Consider the following 25002-nt stretch of genomic DNA (forward strand, 5'->3'; position numbering starts at 1 on the left):
ACACTTGTCCGGGCATGTCTGCTGCTTACACTGAGCGCACCACCCACAGTGATGACCCTATAGCAGTAGCTAAGAAGGTTTCCGATGCAACACCCGAATATCCTGCTGATTGATGATGATGAGGAGTTAAGTCAGCTGGTCACCGACTATCTGACGCTGGACGGTTTTAGTCTCGACCATGCCGCAGATGGTATCAAAGGCCTGCAGAAGGCGCAGACCGGCGCTTATCAGCTGATCTTGCTGGATGTGATGCTGCCTGGCCTCGATGGCCTGTCTTTATTGCGCCAGCTGCGCCAGACCAGTTATTGCCCGGTGCTGATGCTGACCGCCCGCGGCGACGACATTGACCGCATTCTGGGTTTGGAACTTGGCGCCGACGATTATTTGGCCAAACCGTTTAACCCGCGTGAACTCAGTGCCCGGGTGCGGGCTATCCTGCGCCGGGTCGAACTGGCGCAGCAACCGCAACAGCATCAGGCCCCATTGTTAGAACTGAATCAGGTCACGCTGAACCGGCAAAATCGTCAGGTGCACTGCCAGGGCTTGGCCATTGTCCTGACCGCGACGGAGTTTCAGTTGCTGGAGTATCTGATGAACCATGCAGGTCGTGTGGTCAGCAAAGAAGAGCTCAGCAAAGAGGTGATGGGCCGGGTGCTGCAACAATATGACCGCAGTCTGGATATGCATGTCAGCAATATCCGCAAGAAACTGGCGCAGGGCAGCGACCATGAAAAAATCCAGACGCTGCGCGGCAGCGGCTATTTGTTTCTGGAGTCCTGATGCAACTGAACTGGGTCAATCCATGGCGTTTTCTGGCATTTCGGCTCTTCAGCTGGTTCTGGCTGGTGCTGCTGCTGACGATTGCTGCCGCCTGGGTGCTGGCCAAAGCTTTTCTCGATGACACGGTGATCCGCCGCCTGCCGCCTGGTGTGCATGAACATGCCGAACGCATGTTGCACAGTCTGCAACGTTTTGACAGTGTTGAAGATTTATTGCAGCGACTGAACCGGCGCGAGAATAATCGCTGGTTACTGGTCGACCCGGTCAGCCAGCGGATCCTGAACGCGCACATTCTGCCACGCGGTTTTGACCAAAGCTGGCTGACCGAATTATCACAGTTTGAAAAACCACGTTTGTTTTTGCATCGCCATATCAGCCTGGCCGGGCCGTTTTTTGTGCGTTTGAATGGCCAGCCGCTGGTGTTATATCAACAACAACCCCGCCCTGACCGGCCCGGCATGTTGGGCCTCGCGCAGTTACCGGAATTGACCATCCCGCTGCTGTTTTTACTGGTGTCAGCCCTTGCCAGTATTGGCCTGGCCCTGACGATCACCCGACCGCTGCGCCAGTTGCAGCAGCAAAGTTTGCAATTCGCCAGCGGTGACTTAACCAGCCGGGTGCAACAAGCCGCCGCCCGCAATGACGAGATCGGTGAGTTAGCGCGTGGCTTTAATACCATGGCCAGTCAAATCGGCGCTTTATTGCAAAATCAGCAGCGCCTGCTGCGCGATATTTCGCATGAGTTGCGCTCACCGCTGACCCGTGCGCAGCTGGCCATCGCGCTGGAGCAACGACAAGGCGGTGGCAGTCAGCTGCCACGCTTATCACAAGAGCTGGATAAAATTGACAGTATGCTCGATGAGTTACTGACATTCAGTAGGCTCGATGCCGGCCAGTATCAACTGCAATTGCAGGACCTTGATTTGACCGAACTGCTGGAAGAAATTATCCAGGTCAATCAACTGGAAGCCAGTCAGAAACAACAACAAATACAGCTAAACGCACCACCGCAGTGCTGGTTACAGGCCGACAGCCGGCTGCTGGCACGTGCTGTGGAGAATGTGCTGCGTAATGCGATTAAATACAGCCCGGCCGGCTCGATAATCACAGTGCGGCTGCAGGCAGATGCCGGGCAACTGCAGCTCTGTGTATCTGATCAGGGTCCCGGCATCCCGGATAGCGCTTTGCAGGCGATATTTGAGCCGTTTTACCGCGTATCTGATGCGCGCACAGCTGGCGCGGGAGGTACCGGGCTGGGTCTGGCGATCGCCGCGCAGGCGATGAAACAGCATCAGGGCCAGATCACGGCTCAAAATATTTATCAGGCTGATCAGGTTGGTGGTTTGCAAATTTGTCTGCAAATGCCGGCACAGCAGGAGCTGAATCTTTGAAGTATTTTCCGCCGCTACAGGCGCAGCTGCAGGCTGACGCACTGAATGACTCCAGCGTTCGCCTGCAACTGCAACAATGCTGGCAACAATTTGTTAAAACCGAGCTTTACGGCCGCGACGGTACTCGTTTTTGTCTGTACAGCCGTACCAGTTTACCAGGCTGGCGCAAACCGCATGCGGCCCTGCTGATCGTGCCGGGGCGGATCGAAGCTGCACATAAATATGCCGAGCTGGCGCAGGATGCACTTTGCAGCGGTTATCAGGTGTTTGTGATCGAGCATCGCGGCCAAGGCCTGGCACAGCGGCCTGAACCGGATCCACAACTGGGCGATGTGACAGATTTTCGCCGCTACAGTGATGACCTGATGCAGGCCATCAGCCTGATCCGCAGTCAAACCGACTTACCGCTACTGGCGTTGGCGCATTCGATGGGCAGCGCCATCCTGTATCGCTATTTGCAAATGACGGCTCTGCCGCTGCTGGATGCCGCCATTTTCTGTGCGCCAATGTTTGGTATTGCCACCGGGCCGCTGCCACGGGTGACGCGCGCCTTAGCTGCTCTGATGCAGCGACTGAACCAGCGCTGCAGTCAGGCTGGCTGGTATGTACCAGGCCAGGGGCGCTATCAAAATCTGCCTTTTGCCGATAATGCCCTGACACAGAGTGAGGAGCGTTATCAGTGGTTTCGGGATTTATATCAGCAGTATCCGGCGTATCAGCTTGGTGGGGTCAGCTGGCGCTGGCTGCATCATGCGCTGCAAGCGTGTCGGCAGATCCAGCAGGGCCTGGTGCCGACAGTGCCAATGCTGATCCTGCAGGCGGGGGCCGATACAGTGGTGGACAATCAGGCGCAAAACAAGCTGGCCGCGCGTTGCGCCATCGAGCTGCATCGCATCGACGGTGCCCGGCATGAATTACTGGCAGGCACCGATACGCAGCGACAGCAGGTGTTTAGTCTGATTAATCAGTGGTTGCAGCGTGTGGCAACGGGTCCGGGTGAATAATCACTTCCGCATCGCGGTAAAACGCCGCGATTTGCTGCTCGGCCAGGTCGGTCACCTGATGTGCTTTTTGTAAACTCCAGTCCTGCGGTAATAACAGCCGCAGCTGAATAAAAATACGCGGCCCGGCACGGCGGGTGCGCAACTGCTCAACGCCGAGCACTCCGGGCATTTGCAGCAGATGCTGCAAAATTTGCTGCCGTTCGGTTTCCGGCAATTCCTCATCCAGCAGATGCACCATGCTTTCGCGCAGTAACTGCGCAGCATTAAACAACAAATATACAGCGATCAGAATGGCGATGGCTGCGTCCGCCCACAGCAGACTGTTTTGCACTAAATACAAAGCTAATAACACTGAGGCATTCATCAGCAGGTCACTACGATAATGTGCCTGATCGGCCGCTACGGCCAGAGAACCGGTTTTTTTGATGATCCAGCGTTGCAGTAATACCAGCGTCAGGGTCAGGCCACTGCACAGCAACATGGCCCAGATGCCATTATTGATGGCGCCAATTGGCGCCGGCAGATAAATCCGGTTTACCCCTTGATACAACAGGACAAATGCCGCGCCGGCCAGAAAAGCTGCCTGACATAACGCCATCACCGCTTCAGCTTTGCCATGACCAAACCGGTGGTCGTCATCCGCCGGTTTTAATGCATAGCGTAACGCGACAAAGTTCAGCAAGGACACAGCGACGTCCATCATCGCATCCATCAACGACGCCAATATTGACGCAGCATTGGTGTCGATAGCGGCAAATAACTTGATAACGACAATAATTAGCGCAATGCCAATCGTCAGTTTGCCCGAGCGGCGTACCCACAGATTGTATTCATGGCTGGTCATTGCAGGTCCTTGTCAGTGTGCAGAGTTACAACGCGCCGGCAAACTGCTGCTGGCGCCACGCTTCATAACAGACGATCGCCACAGAGTTGGCTAAATTCAGACTGCGCGCATCAGGCATCATTGGGATCCGCAGGCGCTGTTCAGCCGGTATGGCATTGCGGATCTCATCCGGTAACCCGGATGTCTCAGAGCCGAATAACAACAAATCACCAGCCCGATATTGCAATTCAGTGTGAGGCCGGCTGCCCTTGGTGGTCAGCGCCAGTACCCGCGCCGGCTTCACCGCATCTAACATCGCCTGATAATTGGCGTGGCGGCTGACATTGGCCAAATCATGATAATCCAGCCCGGCACGACGCAGCTTTTTTTCTTCAAAATCAAACCCTAATGGTTCAATCAAATGCAAAAAACAGCCGGTATTGGCGGCCAGCCGGATGATATTGCCGCAATTTGGTGCGATTTTGGGTTCAAATAAAGCGATATGAAACACAACAACTCCTGCGCCATAGCAAAGCCCAAGTATACCGTAGTCCGGCAGCGCAGCGTGACAACGACGCGCAGACTGGCGCCAATTTTTCCCGCTGTTAGTGGCGATTTTTTAGACAGACACTTATAGTTGAACGGTATTGCTGCGCAAGGAATGCCAAAATGACTATACCACTATGGATCCAATACCTGCTGGCCATCGTCAGCGGTTTTCTGCTTTGTCTGATGCTGATCCAGATACAACGCACCCGCCGCACCCCATTACAAAACTCGCCGTTGTTGCAATTTTTACAACAACAACCCCATGCTTATTGGCTCACGGATCAACAGGCGACACCGCTGTGGCACAATCACGCCACCCGCCATCCTGCAGCCAACAGCAGGCTGGACCAACAACTGTTTTTTTCCGCCGCAGGATTGGATCCTGGCCTGCCGGATATCCTGGCGATGCTGCAGATCAGCCCGCACTGGCAAGGTCAGGTCTGGATTGGCAGCACAGAGCGGCAAGCCTATCAGTTGAATGTGCGGGTACTCAGTGGCTATCGCCAGCGCTTTTTACTCTGGCATTGGCTGCCGCTGCAAGCGACGCTGGATAACACACAGGCGCAGATCTGCGCGTATTCAGATACGGTGACCGGACTGCCTGCTGCAGCGCTGTGGCGCTACTGGCTGCAGTCGCAGCTGCAGCGCCATCAGGCTAAATATCATAGTTTTGCCGTCTTGCTGCTGGAGCTGAATGACTATCCCGCCATAGTGCGGAACTTTGGCCAGACCGCTGCAGATGGTCTGTTGCAGCAACTGGTCAACAATGTTCAGGCGGAGATCCCAACCGGCGCTTTTATGGCCCGGTTAGCTCCGCATCAGCTGGCATTGCTGCTCAGCCTGGACGGTCATGGCGAGCAGGCTGAACAGCAGGCGATCCAGCTCGGCCGGGAAATACTGCAGTTTTGTCAGGGCCCATTTTTTATTCCACAGGCTGAACTGCGGCTGGATTGCCGCGCTGGCATCGCGATTTTCCCTGAAGCCGGCCACGATGCTGACGAACTGCAGGCCCACGCGTCACACGCGCTGCATATTGCGGCAACGGTGCCGGAGCATCTGCATCTATGGCAGATGCAGGGACAGAATCCGGTGCCGGGTCTGCAACTGCAATATGAATTGCAGCAAGCATTAACCCAATATCAATGTGAGATCTGGTCGCAACCCGTGATTGAACTGGAGACCGGCATCGCCATGGCATTCCGGCTGGAACTGTATTGGCGTTCTCCACAACGGGGCTTATTAAGTTATACCGAATTAAAGCCTCTGGCAGAGAAAACCGGTCAGTTGATGGCGCTGGAACGCTGGGCTTTTTGTCAGATTTGTCAGTTGCTCGAATTGTGGCAACGTCTGGGCCCGCTGCCACCGCTACAGGTCGAATTGTCTGCGACGAACTTTCGTCACAGTGGACTGCTGAATTTTTTGCAAAGCCAGCTGGAGGACCATCAACTACAGGCCAATAAGTTTGTGCTGTGCTTGCGGGAAGACGGTTGGTTACAGGATCCGGCAGGTTTCAGCAAACAGGCAGAGGAACTGAAAACGGCCGGATTTGGCTTGATGATCGTTGAGGTCGGCAATGGCTTAAGTTCGCTGCAATTATTGCAGCAACCATTCTGGCAGGCGGCAGAACTTTCAGCGGCAATGATCAAGCAACTGGAAGAATCGGAGGCACAACGGAATGCTTGCGCCAGTCTGATCAGGCTGCTGATCCATCAGGGATTACAAGTCAGTGCCCAAGGCACCGACAAAGAAATGCAAGCGTATTTACTGCATGTGATGGGCTGTTATGGCTGTCGTGGTGAGCTCTTCAGTGCCATGCGGCTGGTCGATGGACGACAACAGCCCTATGGCGGACAACAACAGTGGCGCATGGCCGGCTAAACGTTGTCGCTACGTTATTCGTCGCGTTTTTCGCGGCCCAGCAGGTCAAGCGCCGCGGCACGGGCATCTTTGCCCTGATACAGCACCTGATAGATTTGTTCGGTGATCGGCATTTCCACACCAACCCGGGTCGCCAGATTGTAAACTTCGCGGGCGTTACGATAGCCTTCAACCACTTGTCCGATCTGGGTGATGGCGTCTTCAACGCCAACGCCTTGCCCCAGCAGCAAGCCAAAACGGCGGTTACGGGACTGGTTGTCGGTACAGGTCAGGACTAAATCACCTAAACCGGCCATGCCCATAAAAGTTTCTTTTTTCGCCCCTAAAGCACAACCTAAACGGCACATTTCGGTCAGGCCACGGGTAATTAATGCCGTGCGGGCGTTCGCGCCAAAACCAATGCCATCTGCCATGCCGGCACCAATCGCAATGACGTTTTTCACCGCGCCGCCAAGCTGCACGCCGATAAAATCAGGGTTGGTATAAACACGGAAGGTTTTGCCGCAGTGCAGCAAATCCGACAGCACGGTAATAAATTCGGCGTCGGTCGATGACAAAGAGATAGCAGTAGGCAGGCCTTTTGCCAGTTCTTTGGCAAAAGTCGGACCGGATAATACGGCCAGCGAAACATCGTCACCGAGAATATCGCGTGCTACATCCTGTAATAACCGGCCGCTGTCCGGCTCCAGGCCTTTCGTAGCCCAGGCCACACGGGCGTGTGGTAATAAAAACGGTTTAATTTGCCGCAAGGTATCGGCAAAAGCATGACTGGGCACTACCACCAGCACATTCTGGCTGGCTTTGACAGCGCCTTCCAGATCAGCGGTCACTTCCAGCTGCTCTGGTAACACAATCTCCGGCAAATAACGATGATTGATCCGATCCCGCGTCATCGCCGCGATATCGTCAGCATTGCGGCCCCATAACAAGGTGTGATGCCCGTTACGCGCCAGACAAATTGCCAGCGCCGTGCCATAAGAGCCGGCGCCCAATACCGTAATTGCCGAAGTCATGTTCATGCGGCGGCTGCTTAGTTTGGCAGCTGCGCCTGAGCTTCAGCCTGACGTTGTTGCACATATTGGGCAAACAGCGCGTCAAAGTTGACCGGAGCCAGGTTCAGTTGTGGGAAAGTGCCACGGTTCACCAGATTTGCCACAGTTTCACGGGCATATGGGAACAGAATATTCGGGCAGAAAGAGGCCAGCATGTGGGCCATTTGCGCGTCCTGCAGTTCAGGCACAGCAAATATACCGGCTTGTTGCACTTCACACAGGAAAGCCGTTTCACCGCCTACTGTCGTGGTAACAGTCAGCGACAGGATGACTTCAAACATGTTGTCTTCCAGTTTCTCGCTGCGCGTGTCCAGGTCCAGCTTTACTTCTGGTTGCCATTCTTTGCGGAAAATTGCCGGTGCATTTGGTGATTCGAACGAAATGTCTTTGACATAAATACGCTGGATTGCAAATGGGACTTGCTGCTCATCCGCAGCTGGGTTCAGTTGTTCGTCGGCCATGATGGTTCCCTGAAAATACGGTTAATGTTGCAGCAGTGTGTCTAACCGACCCTGTGCGTCAAGCGCATGCAGGTCGTCACAGCCACCGATATGTTGGTCATTGATGAAGATTTGCGGCACTGTGCTGCGTCCGCCCGATCTTGCAATCATTTCGGGTCTGAGCTCAGGTTGTGCGTCGATTTTGATTTCGTTAAACACAACACCTTTGTGGCTGAGCAGAGCCTTTGCGCGCACACAATACGGACAATATTCTTTAGTGTAAATAGTGACGCTGGGACTGCTCATGGACCTGCTCCGGTTATTTTTTTACCACAGGCAAACTGGCTTCCGCCCATTTACCCATACCACCGCTCAGTACGGATACGCGACTGAAACCGGCGGCTGACAGTTGTTTGGCTGCACCTTGTGCGGACATGCCTGCCTGACAGACCACTATAATGGGTGCGTCTTTGGCCTTTTCAAGGCTGCTGATTTGGCTGGAAAGCTGCGCCAGAGGAATATTGCGGGCGCCGGTGATGTGGCCACGTTTAAAATCATCAATGCTGCGGATGTCCAGCACCAGCGCATCTTCACGGTTGACCTGCAAAGTCAGCTCAGTCGGGCTGACAAATTTGATTTTGGAAAACAATGACTGCACATAACTGACGATAATCGCCAGCAGCAGACCTACCCAGATCACCACGACAATCGGGTGATTTCCGGCAAATTCGACGTATTGTTGCATAACATTCCGTTCAGTTGGTCAAAGCTCAGGCGCCGGAGTATAACGGGTTTCAATGGCAAAAACAGCCCTTCGCCCCCAGCCAGAATACGCATGTGGTAAAGGCTGCGGCTGATTGCGCAGTTTCTGCACAGCATTGATTGGAGTCACCGCTGAATTTCGGTAAGATGCACAGTGAATCGGGAAAAAGAAAAATGTTGATCAAGCAACGAGAAAGCGGAGCATGTTATGGCGAAGTCTGGCAAACCCCTGGTACTTTTGATTCTGGATGGATGGGGCTATCGCGAAGACCCGGCTGATAATGCCATCGCGCAGGCCAATACCCCGGTAATGGACCGGTTGTGGCGGGATTGTCCGCACAGCCTGATTTCAGGTTCTGGTCTTGACGTCGGTCTGCCTGATGGTCAGATGGGCAATTCTGAAGTGGGCCATGTTAACCTTGGTTCAGGTCGGGTGGTATATCAGGAACTGACCCGCATCACCAAAGCCATCAGCGATGGCGATTTTTTCGAAAACCCGGTGTTAACCGGCGCTGTGCAAACCGCAGTACAAGCCGGTAAAGCCGTGCATTTAATGGGTTTGTTATCGCCAGGTGGTGTGCACAGCCATGAAGACCATCTGATTGCGATGATTGAACTGGCGGCTCGTCAGGGCGCTGACAAAATTTATCTGCATGCCTTTCTCGATGGCCGCGACACGCCGCCACGCAGCGCAGAAGCATCATTATTACGCGTGCAGCAGCGTTGTGCTGAACTGGGCAAAGGCCAGATCGCCAGTGTGGTTGGCCGTTATTTCGCGATGGACCGTGACAAACGCTGGGATCGCGTCGAGCAAGCCTATGATTTAATTGTAGATGGCGTTGCGGCCTACACGGCGACAGACGCAGTGTCTGCACTGCAGGACGCTTATGCGCGCGGTGAAAATGACGAATTTGTCAAAGCGACTGCGATTGTCGGCGACGATGGTGAGCCGGTGCAGTTACAGGATGGCGATGCACTGATTTTTATGAATTTCCGTGCCGATCGCGCCCGTCAGTTCAGCCGCACTTTCACAGAACCTGCTTTTGCTGATTTTGCCCGCAAACGTGTCGTGCAACTGGGCGCTTTTGTCCAGCTGACTGAATATTCCGCTGATATCAAAGCGCCGGTCGCCTATCCGCCGGAAAGTCTGAACAATGTGCTTGGCGAATGGCTGGCAAAACATCAGAAAACCCAGCTGCGTATTTCCGAAACGGAAAAATATGCCCATGTCACTTTCTTTTTCAGTGGCGGCCGTGAAGACGTATTCCCAGGCGAAGAACGCATTTTAGTGCCATCACCCAATGTCGCGACTTATGACCTGCAGCCAGAAATGAACTCCACGCTGCTGACCGACAAACTGGTGGATGCCATTCACTCTGGCAAATTTGACGTGATTATCTGCAATTATCCGAATGGCGATATGGTTGGTCACACCGGTATTCTGTCTGCAGCCATTAAAGCGGTAGAAGCCGTGGACCACTGTATTGGCCGCGTGGTTGCCGCGCTGGAAACAGTCGGTGGTGAATGTATCATCACCGCGGATCATGGCAATGCCGAGCAGATGGTCGACCATGAGTCCGGTCAGGCCCATACCGCCCACACCTCAGATCCGGTACCACTGATTTATGTCGGCCGGCCAGCAGACGTGGTTAACGGCGGTATTCTCAGTGACATTGCGCCCACCATGCTGACATTGCTTGGCATGCCGGTGCCGGCAGAAATGACCGGTAAAGTACTGTTCCACGTCCGGTGATGCGACCAAATCGCCAGCGGGCGCGGCCGGTACCAATAAGCTTTAGTTTGTTACTGAGCCTGTTGCTGAGTCTGTCAGCACAGGCTCAGCAATCTGACACGGCTAAAGCGCGGCAGGAACTCAAATCGGTGCAGCAGGATATCAGCCGCACCGAACAACAGCGCCGGCGGCAGCAGCAACAACTGCAAGACACAGAACAGCAGCTAAAACAGGCAGATTTACGTTTAGCCGAAGCGGCCGCAGCAGTGGCTGTACAACAGCAGCAGCTGCAGGCTCTGGATGAAAAAATGGCCGAACTGGCCACCCGGCAACAACAGCTGGAGCAACAACGGCAAACTCAGCAGCAACTGCTTGCCGCTCAGGTCAAAGCCGCTTACCAGGTTGGCGGACACGATTACACCCAGCTGCTGCTGAATCAGCAGGACGCGTTAAAGCTGGAACGCCTGCTGACGTATTACCAGTACTTCAATAACGCCCGGATCCAACAACTCCAGGCGCTGAAACAAACAGTCAGTGAGCTGCAACAGCTGACCACAGTGCAGCAACAAACCCGGCACGAACAAAGTTTGCGGCTGGACGAGCTGACTTCACAGCAACAGGATTTAGTCACAGCGAAAAATCAGCAACAACAAAGTGTGCTGAAACTCAGACAGCTGCTGGATGAGCAAAAACAACAGCTGGCGTACCTGAAGAGCAATGAAAAAAGTCTGCAAAGCACTATCACCAAGTTAAAGGCTGAAGCGGCTAATCGCAGACTGACTTATAAAGGCAAGAAACAAGGCCAGTTACCGTGGCCGGTGCAAGGTGCGTTAGTGCAGAAGTTTGGTGCAGCACAAGGCGGGCAGACCACGGCCAGCGGGATTTTAATCCAGGCCAGCAATGGCCAGCCAGTGCGCGCAGTTGCAGATGGCCAGGTGATTTATGCCGATTGGTTACGCGGTTATGGTTGGGTGATTGTGCTGGACCACGGCAACGGCCTGATGAGTTTATATGGCCACAATCAAAGTTTGCTGAAATCTCCGGGCGATGTGGTGCGCAGTGGTGACCATGTGGCGCTGGTCGGCCAGAGTGGTGGCCGGGATCGCAGTGGGCTTTATTTCGAAATCAGGCAAAAAGGTGCGGCGGTTGACCCGTTGCGCTGGTTGCGAAATCCATAACAACAGGCATAATGCCGGCCTGAAATTCAGCCGGCGCTTTGCCAACATCAGTGAATCAATCCAGCGTGCGTATTCTCCAGTCGTTATGTGTTCTCAGTTGTTTCTGGTTGTCGGTACAGGCGCAGTCGCTACCGCCGCAAGTGGCCATTATTATTGATGATATCGGTTACCAGAAAGTCGATCCGGACATTATCCGGCTGCCCTATCCACTGACCGTCGCTGTGATGCCATTTACACCGAATGGCCATGAAATGACGGCATTGGCCAGCCAGCATGGCAAAGAAATCATGTTACACATGCCGATGGAAGCCGTGGCACAGAACCATCTGCTCGGCAAAGGTGCGCTGCGTCGCCCGATGAGCAAGCAGCAGGTGCAGCAAGCACTGCACAAAGCCCTCGACAGCGTGCCACAGGCCATTGGCATTAATAACCACATGGGCAGCCTCTACACGTCATTACCGGAACAGATGGATTGGGTGATCGAGGTGGTTGCCGAGCGTCAGTTGTACTTTATTGATAGCAAAACCACCGGCAAAAGCGTGGTAAGCGCCATCACGCAAAAGCATGGGGTGAAAAGCCGCAGCCGGGACGTGTTTCTTGATAATGACAAATCTTACAAAGCACTGGACCGCCAGTTTAATCAACTGATCCAGCTGGCAAAACAACATGGTCATGCCATCGCCATCGGCCACCCTTATCCGGAAACTTACCGTTATCTGAAGAAAAATTTACCGCGGTTGGCACAACAAGGCATTAAAGTGGTGCCGGCATCTGCGTTACTGGATTTACCGGCTGCGCCGGCACAGTTGATTGCCAGCACTACTAAACACCCGACCCACCAGCCGGCAATAGCGAAACCAACGGCGATAATACCGCCGACAGACACAACCATTATGCCTGCAGCGCCCCCAACGCTGGATGCAGAACCAACGCCAACATTGGTGATTGACGTCGTCGAGCCAGTACCGGAACTGATCCCGTGGCATCCGCCTTATCTGCCGCAACTGCCTGGTTTTGACACGCCTGCGGCGTTACCGGTGGCTGAACCCGTGTGGCGGCGCTTTTATCCGCAACCGGCGGAACAGCCAGCCCCGGTATTGCCGCTGCCGTTATTGCTACGCTAAACAGTCATTCCATGGACATCGCCGAAAATTGCTCCTGCATTTTCGGCATACCGTCCTTCCATGGACATAAAAAAATGCCAGAGCAAGCTCTGGCATTTTTTGTGGACAAGAAAAACTCAGGCAACCATCGCCGCGTGTAATTTTTTCATCGCATTTTTTTCCAGCTGGCGTACGCGCTCAGCCGACACCTGATAACGATCTGCCAGTTCCTGCAGCGTCAGCTTTTCATTATCCAGCCAACGGGCACGGATAATATCCTGACTACGTTCATCCAGCGTGCGCACTGCGGCCTGTAAGCGTTCCAGGGCAGCACCTTCACTTTGATCTTCTTCAAAGTTGTTCGCCAGATCAGAGTTTTTATCGTCGAGGAAAAACACCGGCGCACTGAAGTTGTTGTCATCATCGTCGTCCTGCGCATCAAATGCCAGGTCGTGGTTGCTCATGCGCGCTTCCATTTCCCGCACTTCATATTCAGGCACACCTAAAGATGCAGCGACGTTTTTCACTTCATCGTGGCTGAACCAACCCAGGTTTTTCTTGGATTTACGCAGATTAAAAAACAGTTTGCGTTGTGCTTTGGTGGTCGCGACTTTGACGATACGCCAGTTTTTCAGCACAAATTCATGAATTTCGGCTTTGATCCAATGTACAGCAAAAGACACCAACCGCACGCCAACAGACGGGTCAAAGCGTTTCACCGCTTTCATCAGGCCGATATTGCCTTCCTGCACCAAATCGCCAATCGGCAGACCGTAACCTGAATAGCTGCGGGCGATATGCACAACGAACCGTAAGTGGGACATAATCAGCTGGCGGGCGGCATCAAGATCGCCGTGCTGCTGCAGACGTTCAGCCAGAGCGCGTTCCTCTTCAGCCGACAGCATCGAAATAGTGCTGACAGCGTGAGTATAAGCTTCGAGGCTACCGCTACCGGCGACTGACAATGTCATCAATTGATTCGCTTTGGTCATGAACAAACTCCTGTGGAGATCTGAAAGTGGACTCATGTTAGCACTCTTTGACAGAGAGTGCTAATAGCAGTTCCCGCGTTTTTAAGAACCGAATTGTATTAAAATGTGAATTTGAGAATATAACTTCATAAGACAAACGCCGATTTTCCGATATGCTCAAAGTATCTCATCAGCTGTCTGGTCCACTTTAAAACATCGGACGTTGGCTACCGCCAGACCTGAATTCCGCTATGCTTACGGCCGGTTGCGGCCTTTGGTTCAGGAGTTGTCGATGTATTGTTACCTGGCGCGCCAGCCGATCTTAGATCAGCATAAAAATCTGTTTGGGTATGAATTATTGTTCCGCGACGGCGTGCAAAACAGCTTTCCCAATATCAATGCCGACGAAGCCACATCAAAATTAATCACAGAACATCACTTGCTGATGGGCGTGGAGAAAATCACCGGCGGCCATCAGGCCTTTATCAATTTCTCTGCCGACACCTTAATCCACCATTTCCCGACATCGATCAACCCTAAAAGCATGGTCATTGAAGTGCTGGAAACGGTGCCTATCAGTATGGAGTTACTGACGGCTTGCCGCGAGCTGCACCGGATGGGCTATAAGCTGGCACTGGATGATCACGACTTTGATCCGAAATGGGATATTTTCCTGCCTTATATCAGCTTTATCAAAGTCGACGTGCGCCAGTTTAATATTCTGCAGATCAGTAAATATGTGTCGCGGGTGAAACATCACCCGGTGATCTTACTGGCGGAAAAAGTCGAAACGCAGGCTGAATACGAAAAACTGCTGCAGCTTGGCTTTACCTTATTTCAGGGTTATTTCTTTGCCCGGCCAGAGATGCTGAAACACAAAAAAATCGCCAGTAGCAAACTGAATCTGCTGTTACTGATCGCTGAGTCCAGCGCCATCCGCCTTGATTTTGAAAAGCTGACCGCGATTGTCGAACGCGATCTGGGCTTGTCGTATAAGTTGCTGCGTTTTGTTAACAGCGCCAGTTTTGCCCGGGAACAAGCCATCGGCTCACTGAAGCACGCCATGGTGTACATGGGTGAAGGGGAACTGAAGAAATTTATCGCGCTGTTAGCACTGGCCAATCTGAAAGAAGATGGCCCGGATGAACTGTTACATATGTCGATCGTGCGGGCGCGGTTTTGCGACCAGCTGGCAGCCATCATGGGTGACGCCGACAATCCGCCGGCCGCTTTTTTAACCGGATTGTTTTCGCTGGTGGATGCATTACTGGAGCAACCGCTGCAGTTGCTGCTCGACGACTTACCGATCCTGCCGGAGATTAAAGCTGCGTTGCTGGAACATCAGGGCCGGCTGGGGTTGTATCTGTTGCTGACCAAGGCTTATGAAAATGGCGAGTGGGAACAGCAGCAACAACTGACGCTGCAACTGTTTGGCAAGGCCCGTGATTTGAGCATGACTTATCTGGACGCGGTCAGCTGGGCACACGGCCTGATGCAGGAAGCGACGGCTGGCTGACCCGTCGACCTAACAGGGCTCGATGGCTTTAATATGACTGCGGACTGCCAGATAGGAACCGACCAGGCCGAGGCCAATGGCAATCAGCATCAGAATGCCAAACTCCTGCAGCGTCAGTACATTTAAACTGAATCCGCTTTGATACAGCTGAGTGACGTTGGCAATAGCGCCACGTAACCAGAACAACATCAGTTCTATTACCAAAAACGCCAGAAAACCACCAAATACCCCTAACCAGATACCGGTGTACAAAAACGGTCGCTGAATAAAACTGTCGGTGGCTCCGACCAGTTTCATCACTTCAATTTCGGCTTTTTTATCCATGATCAGCAGACGGATAGTATTACCAATCACCAATAAGGCACCGCACAGTAACAGCGCCGCAATGGTATAGACCACTTGCTGCACCAGCGACATGATGGCCGCGAGCCGCTCCAGCCAGCTGATGTCCAGCTTGGCCAGCTCAACAAAACGTTCTTTTTGCAGTTTATTCAACAAAGCTTCGGCTGCGGCCGGCTTACTCTGGCTGGGTGTCACCAGCAACACGTCCGGCAGCGGGTTCTGATCCAAAAAAGTGATCGCTTCGCCAAAACCGGAGCCCTGTTTAAATTCAGCCATCGCCGCAGTTTTATCGATCAACCGCACTTTGCCGACGTCGCGGTCGCCCTGCAGCAGCGTGACTAAAGTCGCAATATCGGTTTCGGTGACATCATTTTTCAGGAACAGACTGATCTCAAACGACTGGTCGTAATTGCTGCTGACTTGCTGCAGATTTTTTACCAGCACATGCAAAGTCGCCGGTAACGTCATGCTGACGCCGAGTACCGCGATAGTCACCATAGTCCAGACCGGACTGCGCCACAATTCACCGAGGCTCGATACCGCCTGACGCAGATGGGTCACGATCCCCATCACAAATTTCTGCAGTAAACCGGGCGCGCTGTCACTGGCGCCGCTGGCGCGGCCGTTAAACAGGATACTCATTCGGCCTCCTCGTTGTGCATCAGGCCATCATTAATCATTTTGCCGGATTTCAGCGTCATCGTGCGATACCGCATCCGGGCGATCAGGCTTAAGTCGTGGCTGGCAACCAGAACTGAGACGCCGGCCTGATTAAAGGCTTCAAAAACCCGCATAATATCTTTGGACAGATCCGGATCTAGGTTACCGGTCGGTTCATCCGCCAGCAATAATGGCGGTTTATTCACCACAGCCCGCGCGATGCCAACCCGTTGTGCTTCACCGCCGGATAAAGTCGCCGGCAAACAACGCGCTTTGTCGAGCAGCCCCACCTGGTCGAGCGCCGCATGCACCCGACGCGCCATATCGCGACCGGTAAACCCTTCAATCACCAGCGGCAGTGCCACATTATCAAACACCGTGTGATTCATCAGCAGCCGGTGATCCTGGAAAATCATGCCGATATCGCGCCGTACATAAGGAATTTGGCTAGGTTTGATGCCTGACAGGTCGATGCCATTGATGACTACCCGCCCCGTCGATGGCCGTTCGATCAGGCTGATAAGCTTGAGCATGGTACTTTTGCCGGCACCGGAGTGACCGGTTAAAAAAGCCATTTCGCCTTTTTGCAGTTCAAAACTGACCCGATCCAAAGCGACAAAACCACCCGGATAGCTTTTGCTCACCTGCTCAAATCGAAGCATGCTCAGAATTCCCTGTTAAACAGTGCGCGGATAAAGTCTCTGCTCTGGAACACCCGTAAATCGTCAATGCCTTCGCCAACGCCGATATAACGGATTGGCAAACTGAACTGGTCGGCAATCGCGAAGATCACGCCACCTTTGGCTGTGCCATCGAGTTTGGTCAGGGTGATGCCGGTCAGCTGCACCGCTTCGTGGAACAATTTGGCCTGACTGAGGGCATTTTGACCGGTGCCGGCATCCAGCGTCAACATCACTTCATGTGGTGCGGCGCCGTCGATTTTTTTCATCACCCGGACAATTTTTTTCAGCTCTTCCATCAGATGCGCTTTGTTCTGCAGACGACCCGCTGTGTCTGCGATTAACACGTCGACTTTGCGCGCTTTGGCTGCCTGATAGGCATCAAAAATCACCGATGCACTATCGGCGCCGCTATGCTGGGCAATCACCGGGATCTCGTTGCGTTCGCCCCAGACCTGCAACTGTTCAACTGCAGCAGCCCGGAAGGTATCGCCCGCAGCCAGCATCACAGATTTACCCTGTTGCTTAAATTGCTGCGCCAGTTTACCGATGGTGGTGGTTTTGCCAACGCCATTGACGCCAACCATCAGAATGACGTAAGGCCCGCTGCTGCTGTCGATTTGCAGGGGTTGTTCCACTTTATCCAGTAACAACGCCATCTCGTCCTGTAATTTTTCGTACAGCACTTCGGCGTCTTTCAGCTGACGGCGATTGGCATCCGCGACCAGCTGTTTAATTAGTTTTTGCGTAGTCTCAACGCCGACGTCGGCCAGTAACAGCTGGGTTTCCAGCTCTTCGTACAGCTCGTCGTCGATTTTTTTACCGAGAAATAAGCTGGCAAGACCAGCACCCAGATTCTGGCTGGTTTTGGCCAGGCCTTGTTTCAGCCGGGCAAAAAAACCTGGTTTTTTCGGCTGGTCGGTATTGGCTGGCGCGACGGCTGCTGCAGCAATAACCGGCTCTGGCTCTGGCTCTGGCTCTGGCTCTGGCTCTGGCTCTGGCTCTGGCTCTGGCTCTGGCTCTGGCTCTGGCTCTGGCTCTGGCTCTGGCTCTGGCTCTGGCTCTGGCTCTGCAGTGAAGTGTGGCGTCGCCTTGTTTTCAACTATCAGAGACGTCTCAGGTGTAATAATCTCTGGTTTATCTGCTACTTCCGCCTCAGCCGCCGGCGCTGCGGCAGGCGCAATCACGGGTTGCGCTGTGACCGATTCAGTCTGTTGTACTGCTGACGCCGGCGTTGCCGGCACAGTGGCTTTAGTAGTTTCCGCCACAACGTCAGGCGTGACCGGGGTGGTATCTTTTTTGCCAAAACCCAGCCAGGAAAATAGTTTATTCGGTTTAGTCATAAGGTTCGCTGTCAGATTGTCGAAACTGCGGTAAAATCGACGCTTATAGTATCACCTTTATTCTAAGTGCATAAACCCTGATGAAAAGCCGCTCCCCAGCCCCGCAGTCCCGTCCAAAAACCACCACCACGTCAGCACAGCCGGGGGAAGTCCGCATCATCAGCGGGCAATGGCGCGGCCGCAAACTGCCGGTTTTGGATGTAATGGGTTTAAGGCCAACCACCGACCGTGTCAAAGAAACGTTGTTTAACTGGCTGATGCAGGATACGCAGGGACGGGTGGTCCTGGATTGTTTCAGCGGCAGTGGCAGCCTGGCCTTTGAAGCCTTATCCCGCCACGCCCAGAGTGCGTTATTGCTCGAACGCGACAATAAAGCCGCTGCACAGCTGAAACAAAACCTGGCCCGTCTCAACTGCAGTAATGCAGAAGTCCGCCAGACCGATACGATGCAGTTCCTCGCAGGACCAGCCATTCAGCAATTTGATTTAGTGTTTATCGATCCGCCATTTCGTCAGGGGCTGGCGTTGCCTTGTGCAGCGTTATTACAGCAAGGCTGGCTGAAAACCGATGCGCTGATTTATCTGGAAACAGAAAAAGAATTGGATATCAGTGACTTGCCAGAGAATTGGCGCTTAATCAAAGATAAAATTGCCGGTCAGCTGGCTTACCGGCTGTTTGTCTGCCAACCGGTTGCTGCTTAAGCGGCCAGCAGCTGAACTCAGTTCAGCTCCATGCCCAGATTGGTCACGCCCTGCTCTTTGACCCAGGCTTTGAGTTGCTGGATCTGTTCGCGGTCAAATGACTGAATAGCACTACAGATCTCAATCAATTCCGCCAGACAATCCATTTCATAAGCCATTAATTCATGGTCACGCACCACTTTTTTCAGTTCCGCTTCAGTGGTGATATCCAGATCGGCCGATTCATGTTCAATCAACCGGGCAACGGATGCCTGCGAAATTTTCGCAACATTAATAAATTCCATGCTGTCCTGCTCGCGGATCCCATTCAGCATGCTGTCGAGCGCAATCATCGCATCCACCGCCGGATACACACCAAACATATCAAAGTGCGTCACTTCCGGTGTGATCAGCTCCAGTTCGTCCTGTAACCGTTCAAAGTTAATTTTGGCGCGGCGCACCTGCAACCATTCCCACACCAGATCCAGCGTATGCCGCGGTAATGCCGCATCACCAAAACTACTGACTTCAGCAAACAGCTGGTAGTTGGGCAACATCCGCTCTAATAAGACAATGGCAACAGCGGCTTGCTGATAAAAGGTCAGCTCGCGCATCTTCTGGAAATTATTGGCTTTTGACATGAATGTGGCGTCCGTAACAGGCTATGCAGCAATGCCGGCCATCATACACAAAGCACAACGGCACGGCCAGTTTGACGGGTATTGCCGGCTAACTGTTTGACTGCTGCACCAGCTGTTTTTGCGCGTAATCAAATTTCAGCCGGAATTCGGTGGCCTGCTGTTGCAGTAACTGGATCTGTTCCTGTGCTTCGGCTTGCTGTGCCTGTAATTGTTGCCGGAGCTGACGGATCGTCTCACGCGACTGCTCAGCTTCGGCCTGCTGGCGTTCTTCTATGCTTTCAACGCGGGCCTGGGCGCGGAATAACTGACTTTCCAGTTTATGCTGCTGTTGCAGCCACACCTGCTGTTGCTGTTGTAAAGTGGTGAGTTCAGTGACGAGCAGCTGTTGTGCCTGGTACTCCGCCTGCTGCACGCTGTGCTGTGCAACTGTCTCTTCCTGTTGCTGCTGCAATGTCGCGTATGCAGTCTGCAAAGCGAGAAACTGCGCCTGCAGTTCACTGGATTCCTGCTGTTGTTGCTGTAATTGAAAATGTTGTTGTTGCAATTGGGTCAGTTGTTGCTCCAGCGCCGTATGCTCAGTAGAGAGTTGTTGCTGGCGTTGTTGCAGACCAGCCAGTGCCTGCTGATCTTGCCGCGCGGTCGTTAACTCCTGCTGCAGTGTCTGCAGCTCGGTCTGTTGCCGGGTTGTCAGCACCAGTTGTTGCGCCAGTTGCTGTTCCAGTTGTTGCCGTTGTGCGTTGGATTGGTCAAGTTGTTGCAGTTGCTGCTCTAACTGTAGCTGCACCTGCTGATCTGCCGACGTCAGCTGTTGCAGCTGTTCACGTAACTGGTTCAGTTGTTGCTGGGCCTGCTCTGACTGCTGTATTGACGTTTGCCTTCCTTCTTTCAGCTGCAGCTGAGCATCTTGCAGTTCAGCCTGCAGCGTCGTCAGCACGCCGCTATCTTTGTGCTGTAGTGCCAGTTCATTACTGAGTAGCTCCAGCTGCTGCTGCAATGCCAGCACCTGTTGTTTTTCCTGGCGGAATTCATCCTGACTAAGCCGCAGCTGATCAGCTAACCGGCGCATAGCTTCCAGCGCTTCGTCGCGCTCTTCCTGGGCAGACTGGCGTTGCGCCGTGGCTAACGTCACCGCCTGTTGGTCGGCCTGTGCTTGTTTTTGCGCGACACTCAGCAGCTGCCGGGTCTGCTGCAGCTCATGTTGTAATGCGGCCAGTTCAGGCGCTGTAGATGTTGCCTCATCCCGCCGCAGCTCTTCCTGCCACAGCTGTTGTTGCTGCTGCAGCTGTTGCGCCAGTTCCTGCAGCTGCGCGCGCAGTTGCTGTTCTGTTTGCTCCAGCCATTGCTGGATCACAGGATCCTGTTGCATCACCTAATTCCACTTAAAATAATGACCGATGCCATTTAACAGCATTTGCACTGAAATGATAACCAGAATCATGCCCATCAGCCGTTCCATTGCGGTCAGACCACGTTCGCCCAGAATGCGGTGCAAGGCCGGCGCAAATAACAAAATGGCAGAACTAATCAGCCAGGCGCCTAATAACGCCAGCGTCCAGTCCAGCATCTGGCCCGGTTGCTGATTCGCCAGCAGGATCAATGCTGCCAGAATCGAAGGGCCAGCAATCATCGGCACCGCTAGTGGAAACAAAAAGGGTTCTTCGCCCTCTTTTAAGCCAATCACGCCACCTTCCTGCGGAAATATCATCCGTAACGCAATCAGGAATAAAATAATACCGCCGGCAATACTGACCGCTTCTTCTTTCACGCCCAAAATACTGAGGAACGCCTGACCGCCATACAAAAACAGTAACAGGATCACCAGCGACAGCAGCAATTCGCGCACCAGCACCTTCATCCGGCGCTCTGCTTTGATGTTTTTCAGAATAGCGACCACAATCGGTAAATTGCCGAGTGGATCCATGATCAGAAATAACGTGAGCATCGCGCTCCACAAATCAACCGCCATGCGGAATTCTCCTGTGTTTCTGCTATGAAGATCTGAGTATGATCAAAAACTTGCACTGCTGCAGCAGTTTTCGCACTATGGCAGTTGCCGCCGGTAAAACGGCGTTCAGAGGAACATGATTATGATGACTATCACCACCCCGGCATTACTCTTCCCCGCCATCTCTTTGTTATTGCTGGCCTATACCAATCGTTTTCTGGTGTTGGCGCAACTGATTCGCCAGCTGAATAACCGCGAGGGTCATCAGGTACGCGACCTGGCCAAACGGCAAATTGAAAATCTGCGTCAACGCATAGTGCTGATCCGCTCAATGCAACGCTGGGGCGTGATCAGCTTCATTTTGTGCACCTTGTCGATGTTTACTTTATTTATGCAGTGGGATCTGGCCGGCCAGTGGTTTTTTGGCGCCAGTCTGGCCAGTCTGGTGCTGAGTCTGACTGTGTCTTTGTACGAAATTCAGATCTCCTGCAATGCCATCAATATTGAACTGGAATCACTGGAAGCCGCTGACCGGCAATCCTGAAGCGGTAGGCCGCAGAGGATTTTTTTGACAAGCCTGCTACATTCAAAGCTGTGGTTGAATTAACCGGATACTCAGGCCCCCTCTATGTCGAATCAGGATTTTTTATTTGGTGTTGATCAGGAATTTCAGTCCACCCCGGACCCAACATCAACCGCACCGGCGGCGGAACCCTGGCTGGTGCTGATTGTTGATGATGATGAGAGCATTCATCAAATCACCAATCTGGTGCTCAAAGGCTTCCAGTTCGAAGGTCGGCCGCTGCAATTATTACATGCATACAGCGCCAAAGCGGCGTTGCTGGTACTGGAACAGCACCGGAATATCGCAGTCGCCATTGTCGATGTGGTGATGGAATCCAATCACGCCGGTCTCGATTTAGTCAAAACCATCCGCAGCGATTTAAAAAACCACCAGATCCGCTTAATTCTGCGGACCGGCCAACCCGGCGAAGCGCCGGAAGAACATGTGATCCGCGATTACGACATTAACGATTACAAAAACAAAACCGAAGTCACGGCGATCAAATTAAAAACGCTGCTGTATTCTGCCCTGCGCGCCTATCGCGATATCTGCATTATTGAAAACAACAAAAAAGGCCTGGAACGGGTGATCGCCTCTACCGTCAGTTTCCTCGAATGTGACAGTCTGCAGGAGTTCGCCTCTATTATTCTCGGCCAGGCTGCGAGCTTACTTGGGCTTGAACATTCCCAGATTTTCTGTTGCGCCGCGACCGGCGATCCAAAACAACAGCAACTGTCATTAGATATCATCGCTGCCAGCGGGTGTGTGACCGGGCCAGAATTCCAGTTGCCGGCGGAAGTGGAACAAAAACTGGCACAGGTGCATCAGTTAAAACGTTCGTTTCATGGCGACGATTATTTTGTCGGCTACTTCACGACGAATCGCGGGCTGGAGAATTTCCTTTATGTCAGCAAAGACAGTAAATTTGACCAGATTGATCACCATCTGCTGAGTTATTTCGCCAGTAATATCGCAGTGGCTTATGAAAATGTCCGACTGCGTGAACTGATTAAAGAAAGCCAGCGCGAACTGTCGTATATCCTTGGCGAAGCGGTGGAAAAACGCTCGAAAGAAACCGGCAGTCATGTCAAACGGGTGGCCAATTTCAGCTATCTGCTGGCAGTCAAATACGGCTTATCTGGCTATGATGCGGAGAAAATCAAACTGGCGTCGCCGCTGCATGACGTCGGTAAAATTGCCATCCCGGATTACATTCTGAATAAACCCGGTAAACACGACGCTGACGAGTGGGCCATCATGCGCACGCACGCTGAAGTTGGCCATCAGATCTTACAAAAATCACAAAACGAAATTCTGCAGTACGGCGCGGTGATCGCGCACGAACATCACGAACGCTGGGATGGTATCGGTTACCCGCGGGGCTTAAAAGGTGAGGAAATTCACATCGCTGGCCGGATCACGGCGCTGGCTGATGTGTTTGATGCGCTGGCCAGCGAACGCTGTTACAAACCAGCCTGGCCGATGCCGAAGGTCGTGCAGTATATGCATGAACAAAAAGGCGCACAGTTCGACCCGGTGCTGACCGACATCCTGCTTAGCCATATCGATGAGTTTCTGGCGATCCGCGACGCGTTCCCGGATGAAAGTACTCAGTCCTGATCGCGATTTCAGGCCTTTGGTGCCGAGCGCACAGTTTGCTGATAACGCTGAATAAAATCCTGGCAAGACGCTTTTGTATCCAGTTGTTGAATCGATAACGTCAACTCACCAACTGTCAGGCCATATTTATGTAGCGTCGACCGATTCACCAGTTGCTGTGGCGTGACCAGATATAACCAGTCTTTGACGGCTACATCAATACTGCCGTCGACCTGCGGAATACGCAGCACATATTCCCAATACAGCGTGTTGCCGGCAATGCGGCCGCTGGCTGCGCCGACCACATCTTCGGCACTGCCGCTGATCTGGCCATCCGCGCCGACCTGCAGTTGCCAATGCCGTTTATCGGTGCGGCCATCACTATATAAAAAAATCTCGTACAAATCGCCGCGGTTGCCTTGCCACTGGCCGCACAGCTCGGCAGAAAAATGCAGCGTCTGCTGACCACGCCAGTTCTGCAGCACCCCAAAGGCCTGACTGCTGCCACTGAAAAAGCCGGGTAAAGTTAAGGTCGGTTGCATCTGCTGATAGTCATCCAGCGATTGACTACAACCACTGAGCAAGAGCAGGATAACGGGCGCAACGAGAATTTTCATTTACAGGTCCGGACTTGATTGCAGATACTTTAACTACGCAGGAAAACTTCCTATGGATCTGCCGGAGACACCGATGAATCCTGATGTAGACCGCTATATTGAGCAAGCCGCCCCATTTGCCCGGCCCGTGCTGTTGCATTTGCGCCAGTTGGTGCATCAGACGCTGCCGGAGATCAGCGAGCAGATCAAATGGGGCATGCCGTTTTTTTGCCTGCAACATAATTTGTGTTTTATGGCCGCTTTCAAAGCGCATTGTGGCTTTGGCTTCTGGCGTGCTGATGCACTGGGCCTGACAGTTCCTGCAGCCGGTGGCACTGCGGGCATGGGGCAGTTTGGTAAGATTTGCCGCATCAGCGATTTACCGGCCGATGTCGACCTGCAGGTATTATTGCGTCAGGCGGCAGACTTAGCGGCCAGCCCGGCAGCAGCATTACCGCGGCAGAAAAAACCTCAAACGGCCCTGCCATTGCCAGCGCCCGTTGCTGCGGCGCTGCAACAAAACGCCGCTGCCAGTGTTTTTTTCCAGCAAATGACTATTGCACAGCAAAATGACTATATTGAATGGTTTTTGCAGGCAAAAACTGCCGGCACTCAGCAAAAACGGCTGGAGACTATCGTGTTATGGCTCAGTGAGCACAAAACCAGAAACTGGAAGTACATGAAATAAAATGATTTTTCGGAATAATTGCAAAATATTCGAATTTTTTCCGATTTTGCCAAACTAAATATATCCCTGCCCCGACCAAGGCAT

The 25002-nt window shown here is 53.0% G+C and carries 26 protein-coding genes; 12 read left to right on the plus strand and 14 right to left on the minus strand.

All coding sequences use genetic code 11. The features are described from left to right. Positions 1-84 precede the first annotated feature (84 nt). From ATY27_RS18005 to ATY27_RS18015, 3 genes are read left to right on the plus strand one after another with little or no spacing between them, the layout of a single operon-like run. The gene (locus ATY27_RS18005) at positions 85-780 is read left to right on the plus strand and encodes a response regulator transcription factor (protein ID WP_208931996.1); all 696 of its coding nucleotides are present in this window, start codon (positions 85-87) and stop codon (positions 778-780) included. Then, positions 780-2171, plus strand: a complete 1392-nt coding sequence (locus ATY27_RS18010; protein ID WP_208931997.1) for an ATP-binding protein — start codon at positions 780-782, stop codon at positions 2169-2171. Before ATY27_RS18005 ends, ATY27_RS18010 begins: the two co-directional genes overlap by 1 nt. After that, positions 2168-3175, plus strand: a complete 1008-nt coding sequence (locus ATY27_RS18015) for an alpha/beta fold hydrolase (RefSeq protein WP_208931998.1) — start codon at positions 2168-2170, stop codon at positions 3173-3175. Before ATY27_RS18010 ends, ATY27_RS18015 begins: the two co-directional genes overlap by 4 nt. Here ATY27_RS18015 and ATY27_RS18020 read toward each other — a convergent pair. After that, on the minus strand, positions 3132-4019 hold the full coding sequence (locus ATY27_RS18020; protein ID WP_208931999.1) for a cation diffusion facilitator family transporter: 888 nt from the start codon (positions 4017-4019) through the stop codon (positions 3132-3134). The genes ATY27_RS18015 and ATY27_RS18020 overlap by 44 nt on opposite strands. A gap of 25 nt (positions 4020-4044) precedes the next feature. After that, positions 4045-4509 carry a tRNA (cytidine(34)-2'-O)-methyltransferase gene (locus ATY27_RS18025; RefSeq protein WP_208932000.1) on the minus strand — a complete coding sequence of 155 codons (465 nt, stop codon included), beginning with the start codon at positions 4507-4509 and terminating at the stop codon, positions 4045-4047. A gap of 158 nt (positions 4510-4667) precedes the next feature. Between ATY27_RS18025 and ATY27_RS18030 the strand changes: the two genes are divergently transcribed. After that, positions 4668-6425, plus strand: a complete 1758-nt coding sequence (locus tag ATY27_RS18030; protein ID WP_208932001.1) for an EAL domain-containing protein — start codon at positions 4668-4670, stop codon at positions 6423-6425. A 14-nt stretch (positions 6426-6439) separates the two neighbouring features. Here the strand turns inward: ATY27_RS18030 and gpsA are convergent, their stop codons facing one another. Genes gpsA through ATY27_RS18050 form a run of 4 tightly spaced genes read right to left on the minus strand, consistent with a single transcriptional unit; the run spans position 6440 to position 8662 of the window. Continuing rightward, positions 6440-7438, minus strand: a complete 999-nt coding sequence (gene gpsA / locus ATY27_RS18035; RefSeq protein ID WP_208933450.1) for an NAD(P)H-dependent glycerol-3-phosphate dehydrogenase — start codon at positions 7436-7438, stop codon at positions 6440-6442. A 17-nt stretch (positions 7439-7455) separates the two neighbouring features. Beyond that, positions 7456-7938: a protein-export chaperone SecB gene (gene secB, locus ATY27_RS18040; RefSeq protein WP_208932002.1), complete on the minus strand. Its 483-nt coding sequence runs from the start codon at positions 7936-7938 to the stop codon at positions 7456-7458. 21 nt (positions 7939-7959) lie between these two features. Further along, the gene (gene grxC, locus ATY27_RS18045; RefSeq protein ID WP_208932003.1) at positions 7960-8223 is read right to left on the minus strand and encodes a glutaredoxin 3; all 264 of its coding nucleotides are present in this window, start codon (positions 8221-8223) and stop codon (positions 7960-7962) included. A gap of 13 nt (positions 8224-8236) precedes the next feature. Then, positions 8237-8662: a rhodanese-like domain-containing protein gene (locus ATY27_RS18050; RefSeq protein ID WP_208932004.1), complete on the minus strand. Its 426-nt coding sequence runs from the start codon at positions 8660-8662 to the stop codon at positions 8237-8239. 225 nt (positions 8663-8887) lie between these two features. Here ATY27_RS18050 and gpmM point away from each other — a divergent pair, with 225 nt between their 5' ends. The 3 genes from gpmM to ATY27_RS18065 all read left to right on the plus strand — a co-directional run bounded on the left by gpmM (position 8888) and on the right by ATY27_RS18065 (position 12713). Next, positions 8888-10432 carry a 2,3-bisphosphoglycerate-independent phosphoglycerate mutase gene (gene gpmM, locus ATY27_RS18055; protein WP_208932005.1) on the plus strand — a complete coding sequence of 515 codons (1545 nt, stop codon included), beginning with the start codon at positions 8888-8890 and terminating at the stop codon, positions 10430-10432. Next, on the plus strand, positions 10432-11589 hold the full coding sequence (locus tag ATY27_RS18060; protein ID WP_208932006.1) for a peptidoglycan DD-metalloendopeptidase family protein: 1158 nt from the start codon (positions 10432-10434) through the stop codon (positions 11587-11589). The genes gpmM and ATY27_RS18060 overlap by 1 nt, the downstream gene beginning before the upstream one ends. A 65-nt stretch (positions 11590-11654) precedes the next feature. After that, on the plus strand, positions 11655-12713 hold the full coding sequence (locus ATY27_RS18065; RefSeq protein ID WP_208932007.1) for a divergent polysaccharide deacetylase family protein: 1059 nt from the start codon (positions 11655-11657) through the stop codon (positions 12711-12713). Between the two features lie 116 nt (positions 12714-12829). Here the strand turns inward: ATY27_RS18065 and rpoH are convergent, their stop codons facing one another. Then, positions 12830-13684, minus strand: a complete 855-nt coding sequence (rpoH, locus tag ATY27_RS18070) for an RNA polymerase sigma factor RpoH (RefSeq protein ID WP_208932008.1) — start codon at positions 13682-13684, stop codon at positions 12830-12832. A gap of 271 nt (positions 13685-13955) precedes the next feature. Here rpoH and ATY27_RS18075 point away from each other — a divergent pair, with 271 nt between their 5' ends. Next, positions 13956-15179, plus strand: a complete 1224-nt coding sequence (locus ATY27_RS18075) for an HDOD domain-containing protein (RefSeq protein ID WP_208932009.1) — start codon at positions 13956-13958, stop codon at positions 15177-15179. A gap of 9 nt (positions 15180-15188) precedes the next feature. Here ATY27_RS18075 and ftsX read toward each other — a convergent pair whose 3' ends face one another. The 3 genes from ftsX to ftsY are packed head-to-tail and all read right to left on the minus strand — an operon-like array spanning position 15189 to position 17814. After that, a complete protein-coding gene (gene ftsX / locus ATY27_RS18080) occupies positions 15189-16163 on the minus strand; it encodes a permease-like cell division protein FtsX (protein WP_208932010.1) in 975 nt (324 codons plus the stop codon). Then, complete coding sequence (ftsE, locus tag ATY27_RS18085) at positions 16160-16843, minus strand: cell division ATP-binding protein FtsE (protein ID WP_208932011.1); 684 nt, start codon at positions 16841-16843, stop codon at positions 16160-16162. The genes ftsX and ftsE overlap by 4 nt, the downstream gene beginning before the upstream one ends. Before the next feature lie 2 nt (positions 16844-16845). Beyond that, positions 16846-17814, minus strand: coding sequence for a signal recognition particle-docking protein FtsY (ftsY, locus tag ATY27_RS18090; RefSeq protein ID WP_244151411.1), 969 nt, complete (start codon positions 17812-17814; stop codon positions 16846-16848). A gap of 470 nt (positions 17815-18284) precedes the next feature. On the opposite strand from ftsY, the gene rsmD reads away from it, so the two are divergent. Beyond that, positions 18285-18905, plus strand: coding sequence for a 16S rRNA (guanine(966)-N(2))-methyltransferase RsmD (gene rsmD / locus ATY27_RS18095; protein WP_208932013.1), 621 nt, complete (start codon positions 18285-18287; stop codon positions 18903-18905). Between the two features lie 17 nt (positions 18906-18922). Here rsmD and ATY27_RS18100 read toward each other — a convergent pair whose 3' ends face one another. From ATY27_RS18100 to ATY27_RS18110, 3 genes are all read right to left on the minus strand, one after another. Then, positions 18923-19525: a YjaG family protein gene (locus ATY27_RS18100; protein ID WP_208932014.1), complete on the minus strand. Its 603-nt coding sequence runs from the start codon at positions 19523-19525 to the stop codon at positions 18923-18925. Positions 19526-19613: 88 nt separating this feature from the next. Then, complete coding sequence (locus tag ATY27_RS18105) at positions 19614-20891, minus strand: hypothetical protein (protein ID WP_208932015.1); 1278 nt, start codon at positions 20889-20891, stop codon at positions 19614-19616. Between the two features lie 3 nt (positions 20892-20894). Beyond that, on the minus strand, positions 20895-21491 hold the full coding sequence (locus ATY27_RS18110) for a YhgN family NAAT transporter (protein WP_208932016.1): 597 nt from the start codon (positions 21489-21491) through the stop codon (positions 20895-20897). Between the two features lie 121 nt (positions 21492-21612). On the opposite strand from ATY27_RS18110, the gene ATY27_RS18115 reads away from it, so the two are divergent. Further along, a complete protein-coding gene (locus tag ATY27_RS18115) occupies positions 21613-22014 on the plus strand; it encodes a DUF2721 domain-containing protein (RefSeq protein ID WP_347876414.1) in 402 nt (133 codons plus the stop codon). An 84-nt stretch (positions 22015-22098) separates the two neighbouring features. Beyond that, entirely contained in the window at positions 22099-23655 is a 1557-nt protein-coding gene (locus tag ATY27_RS18120) for a DUF3369 domain-containing protein (protein WP_208932017.1), read from the plus strand. 8 nt (positions 23656-23663) lie between these two features. On the opposite strand, the gene ATY27_RS18125 is transcribed toward ATY27_RS18120, so the two are convergent. Then, a complete protein-coding gene (locus ATY27_RS18125) occupies positions 23664-24251 on the minus strand; it encodes a DUF3833 family protein (protein ID WP_208932018.1) in 588 nt (195 codons plus the stop codon). Positions 24252-24324: 73 nt separating this feature from the next. On the opposite strand from ATY27_RS18125, the gene ATY27_RS18130 reads away from it, so the two are divergent. After that, positions 24325-24918: a DUF1801 domain-containing protein gene (locus tag ATY27_RS18130; RefSeq protein ID WP_208932019.1), complete on the plus strand. Its 594-nt coding sequence runs from the start codon at positions 24325-24327 to the stop codon at positions 24916-24918. The last annotated feature ends 84 nt before the right edge of the window (positions 24919-25002 follow it).

The sequence above is a fragment of the Rheinheimera sp. F8 genome, assembly GCF_001518915.1.

Bases quoted from the DNA above. Each gene is read 5' to 3' on its own strand.
- rpoH (WP_208932008.1), bottom strand. From the start codon at position 13,684: ATGACCAAAGCGAATCAATTGATGACATTGTCAGTCGCCGGTAGCGGT.
- gpsA (WP_208933450.1), bottom strand. From the start codon at position 7,438: ATGACTTCGGCAATTACGGTATTGGGCGCCGGCTCTTATGGCACGGCG.
- ATY27_RS18105 (WP_208932015.1), bottom strand. From the start codon at position 20,891: ATGCAACAGGATCCTGTGATCCAGCAATGGCTGGAGCAAACAGAACAG.
- ATY27_RS18075 (WP_208932009.1), top strand. From the start codon at position 13,956: ATGTATTGTTACCTGGCGCGCCAGCCGATCTTAGATCAGCATAAAAAT.
- ATY27_RS18110 (WP_208932016.1), bottom strand. From the start codon at position 21,491: ATGGCGGTTGATTTGTGGAGCGCGATGCTCACGTTATTTCTGATCATG.
- grxC (WP_208932003.1), bottom strand. From the start codon at position 8,223: ATGAGCAGTCCCAGCGTCACTATTTACACTAAAGAATATTGTCCGTAT.
- ATY27_RS18020 (WP_208931999.1), bottom strand. From the start codon at position 4,019: ATGACCAGCCATGAATACAATCTGTGGGTACGCCGCTCGGGCAAACTG.
- ATY27_RS18120 (WP_208932017.1), top strand. From the start codon at position 22,099: ATGTCGAATCAGGATTTTTTATTTGGTGTTGATCAGGAATTTCAGTCC.
- ATY27_RS18010 (WP_208931997.1), top strand. From the start codon at position 780: ATGCAACTGAACTGGGTCAATCCATGGCGTTTTCTGGCATTTCGGCTC.
- ATY27_RS18130 (WP_208932019.1), top strand. From the start codon at position 24,325: ATGAATCCTGATGTAGACCGCTATATTGAGCAAGCCGCCCCATTTGCC.
- ATY27_RS18115 (WP_347876414.1), top strand. From the start codon at position 21,613: ATGATGACTATCACCACCCCGGCATTACTCTTCCCCGCCATCTCTTTG.
- ftsX (WP_208932010.1), bottom strand. From the start codon at position 16,163: ATGAGTATCCTGTTTAACGGCCGCGCCAGCGGCGCCAGTGACAGCGCG.
- ATY27_RS18125 (WP_208932018.1), bottom strand. From the start codon at position 24,251: ATGAAAATTCTCGTTGCGCCCGTTATCCTGCTCTTGCTCAGTGGTTGT.
- ATY27_RS18030 (WP_208932001.1), top strand. From the start codon at position 4,668: ATGACTATACCACTATGGATCCAATACCTGCTGGCCATCGTCAGCGGT.
- gpmM (WP_208932005.1), top strand. From the start codon at position 8,888: ATGGCGAAGTCTGGCAAACCCCTGGTACTTTTGATTCTGGATGGATGG.
- ATY27_RS18100 (WP_208932014.1), bottom strand. From the start codon at position 19,525: ATGTCAAAAGCCAATAATTTCCAGAAGATGCGCGAGCTGACCTTTTAT.
- secB (WP_208932002.1), bottom strand. From the start codon at position 7,938: ATGGCCGACGAACAACTGAACCCAGCTGCGGATGAGCAGCAAGTCCCA.
- rsmD (WP_208932013.1), top strand. From the start codon at position 18,285: ATGAAAAGCCGCTCCCCAGCCCCGCAGTCCCGTCCAAAAACCACCACC.
- ftsE (WP_208932011.1), bottom strand. From the start codon at position 16,843: ATGCTTCGATTTGAGCAGGTGAGCAAAAGCTATCCGGGTGGTTTTGTC.
- ATY27_RS18050 (WP_208932004.1), bottom strand. From the start codon at position 8,662: ATGCAACAATACGTCGAATTTGCCGGAAATCACCCGATTGTCGTGGTG.
- ATY27_RS18060 (WP_208932006.1), top strand. From the start codon at position 10,432: ATGCGACCAAATCGCCAGCGGGCGCGGCCGGTACCAATAAGCTTTAGT.
- ATY27_RS18005 (WP_208931996.1), top strand. From the start codon at position 85: ATGCAACACCCGAATATCCTGCTGATTGATGATGATGAGGAGTTAAGT.